Origin of the sequence: Mesorhizobium sp. M7A.F.Ca.AU.001.01.1.1 (assembly GCF_004022735.1) — a bacterium.
Taxonomy (GTDB): domain Bacteria; phylum Pseudomonadota; class Alphaproteobacteria; order Rhizobiales; family Rhizobiaceae; genus Mesorhizobium; species Mesorhizobium ciceri.
Map to the genome: position 1 here is coordinate 1 of NZ_RZPF01000823.1, position 2,608 is coordinate 2,608.

Below are 2,608 nucleotides of genomic sequence, written 5' to 3' on the forward strand. Positions count from 1 at the left end.
GGCAGGGCGCTGGCGGAATGGATCGTCAACAGCGCGCCGACCATGGATTTGTGGCCGGTCGACATCAGGCGTTTCGCCTCCTTCAACAACAATCCGCGCTGGCTGCATGACCGTGTCAAGGAAACGCTCGGCTTGCATTACGCCATGCCGTGGCCGAACCGTGAACTGGACACGGCGCGGCCGTTCCGCCGCTCGCCGCTCTACGACCGGGTCGCCGCCAAAGGTGCCTGCTTCGGTTCCAAGATGGGCTGGGAGCGCGCCAACTGGTTCGCGGCACCGGGAGAGAAGACCGAGAACGACTATGCCTTCGGCCGCCAGAACTGGCACGAGGCGGTCAAGCGCGAAATGAAGGCGACACGCGAAGCCGTCGCCGTCTTCGACCAGACCTCTTTCGCCAAGCTCCTCGTGCAGGGCCGCGATGCCTGCGCCGTGCTCAACTGGATCTGCGCCGGAAATATTGAGGTACCGGACGGTACGTCTGTTTACACGGGCGTGCTCAATGCACGCGGTGGCTATGAGAGCGATCTCACCGTTATGCGGCTCGGCGCGGAGAAATTCCTCATCGTCACCGGGTCCGCACAAGCTGTCCACGATGCCGACTGGATCGTCAAAAACATTCCATCCGACGCGCATGCAATCGTGACCGACGTCACCTCGTCCTACGCGGTGCTGGCGTTGATGGGACCGCGATCACGCGATCTGCTGGGCAAACTCTCCTCGGCCGATCTTTCCAACGCCGGCTTTCCCTTCGCCACCATCCGCGAGATCGATATCGGCTATGCCACCGCCTATGCCAACCGTATGACCTATGTCGGCGAACTGGGCTGGGAACTGATCGTGCCGACAGAATTCGCCGTCGGCGTCTATGAGGCGTTGCATGAGGCGGGCCGTGAATTCGGTCTGCTGGACGCCGGCTACTATGCGCTCGATGCCTTGCGCATCGAAAAGGGTTTTCGCGCCTGGGGCAGGGAGTTGACGCCTGATATCGACCCCTGGCAGGCCGGGCTTGGCTTCGCCGTGGCGATGGACAAGCCAGGTGACTTTATCGGCCGCGACGCGCTGGTTGAGACGAAGCCATCGGCAGCACCGGCAAGACGCATCGTGCTGTTCACGCTCGATGATGCCGAGCCGATGCTGTGGGGCGGCGAACTGATCCTGCGCGACCGCAAGCCGGTCGGCGAAGTCCGCTCGGCCGCCTACGGCCACACGCTTGGCCGCTCGGTGGCGCTCGGCCTGATCGAGAACGAGGCGGGCGTCGACGCTGCATTTCTCACCGGTGGTCGTTTCGAGATCGACCTTGCCGGCGTTCGCCATGCCGCGACAGCACATCTGCGCAGCCCCTACGACCCGAAGTCGGAGCGGGTGAAGGCTGATGCGGTGGAGATCAGGGCCGCCGCTTAATCCGCTGACATCGAGCGCGCCATATCCAGGAAAGCCCGCACCAGTTTGCCGCCGCTGCGTTCACGCAGGCAGATCAACGCCTCGTCCATCAGGGTCTCGGGAGCATCGATGGTGATCGGCACCAGCCGCGAATCCTGGCCGAATTCGGCCGCCGAGACAAAGCCGATGCCGGCGCCCGAGGCGACGATCTCGCGGACGGCTTCGCGGCCCTCGGCTTCGATCGCCGGCCTCAATTCGATTTTCGAGGCGGCTGCGAGATCTTCGAGTTTCTGACGCGTCTTCGATCCACGCTCGCGCATGACCAGTGATTCCTGCGCGAGCTGCTTGAGGGTGAGCGACTTTTTCGCGGCCAGCGGGTGGTCGACGGATGCAAACGCGATGATCGGCGTCGAGTTGAGTTTCAGCACCTCGAAATCGCGCCCCGTCGGCACCTCGCCCAGCACGCCGATATCGGCATCGTAGCTGTAGAGGCTGCTGATCACCGTCTCGGTGTTGCCGGCGCGCACCGAAACCTGCACGCCGGGGTAGCGGGCCCGGAAGCTGCCGAGAATATGAAGCAGATGATGTGCGGCATCGGCGACGATGCGCAGCGTGCCGGAACGCAGGGCGCGGGACTCCGTCAGGAGTTCGAGCGCCTGTTGCTCGGTATCGAACATGCGGTGGGTTATTTCGAGCAATTTCTGGCCCGAATGGGTCAGCGTGACCTGCTTCTTGTTCCGGTTGAACAGCAGCACATCATACTCTTCCTCGAGCTTGCGCACCTGGTCCGAGATCGCCGGCTGGGTCAGGAAGAGCGCCTCGGCGGCGCGAGAAAAGCCACCGCAGATGGCCACCTGGTGAAAGGCTCGCAACTGGACGTAGCGCATCTCCCGTGCCTCCGACACTTCTGAAATCGCCGACATCTTATCATAAGGATTGCTTAGGAAAAGATCGAAAGGAACGATTTGACTTATGTTTTGCCGACCCTCAGCCTGAGCATGGGTCGACATCCCTGCCGGCCGTTGGCACCGGAGGCGTCGCCATGCAATTTTCCATCATCCTGCTGCATCTGGCGGGTGCGGTCATGCTGCTGCTCTGGGCCGTGCATATGGTGCGCACGGGTGTCGAGCGGGCCTGCGGGCCCGCTTTGCGTGATGCCCTGAGGCAAGCCCGGGGTGAGCGGATCAGATCGGCCGGCGTCGGCACCGTGCTTGCCGTGCTGCTGCAG

Annotated in this window: 2 protein-coding genes and 1 pseudogene; 2 read left to right on the forward strand and 1 reads right to left on the reverse strand. The window is 63.2% G+C overall.

Going from position 1 to position 2,608, the window contains the following annotated elements; translation table 11 throughout:
* Nucleotides 1-1,401: glycine cleavage T C-terminal barrel domain-containing protein (locus EN884_RS32425; protein ID WP_281034860.1), on the forward strand; the 1,401-nt coding region annotated here is incomplete at its 5' end.
* Here EN884_RS32425 and EN884_RS32430 read toward each other — a convergent pair.
* Nucleotides 1,398-2,267, reverse strand: a complete 870-nt coding sequence (locus EN884_RS32430) for a LysR substrate-binding domain-containing protein (RefSeq protein WP_013533042.1) — start codon at nt 2,265-2,267, stop codon at nt 1,398-1,400. The genes EN884_RS32425 and EN884_RS32430 overlap by 4 nt on opposite strands.
* Before the next feature lie 155 nt (nt 2,268-2,422).
* On the opposite strand from EN884_RS32430, the pseudogene EN884_RS32435 reads away from it, so the two are divergent.
* Nucleotides 2,423-2,608 (forward strand): annotated as a pseudogene (locus EN884_RS32435) (Na/Pi cotransporter family protein); the annotation flags it as partial.

Excerpts from the sequence above, each read along its gene's own strand:
- EN884_RS32430 (WP_013533042.1), bottom strand. The coding sequence starts at position 2,267 with ATGCGCTACGTCCAGTTGCGAGCCTTTCACCAGGTGGCCATCTGCGGT.